The following is a 307-nucleotide window of genomic DNA, read 5'->3' on the forward strand; positions in this document are numbered from 1 at the left end:
CGATGCCAGTGCCCACCAGGGCGATTTCCGCCGCATCGTCGCCGGCATCAACGGTACCCTCGACGCCATCGTCGCCCCGGTCAACGAAGCCATGGGCGTGATGGCCGGGCTCTCCCAGGGCGACCTGAGCCGTACCGTGCGCGGTGACTACCAGGGGCAGTTGCTGGAGCTCAAGGAGTCGATCAACGGCACCGTCGGCAAGCTGAACCAGATCATCGGCGACGTGCGCCTGTCGGCCGACTCCCTGGCCAGCGCCTCGGAAGAGATCTCCGCCACCGCCCAGAGCATGAGCCAGGCCAGCACCGAA

1 pseudogene is annotated in these 307 nt (G+C 67.4%); it reads left to right on the top strand.

Features of this window, described 5'->3' with window-relative positions:
* Positions 1-307: pseudogene (locus GSQ95_RS25990) on the top strand (methyl-accepting chemotaxis protein); the annotation flags it as partial.

The organism is Pseudomonas sp. BAV 4579 (assembly GCF_009765395.1).
Classification (GTDB): domain Bacteria; phylum Pseudomonadota; class Gammaproteobacteria; order Pseudomonadales; family Pseudomonadaceae; genus Chryseomonas; species Chryseomonas aestiva.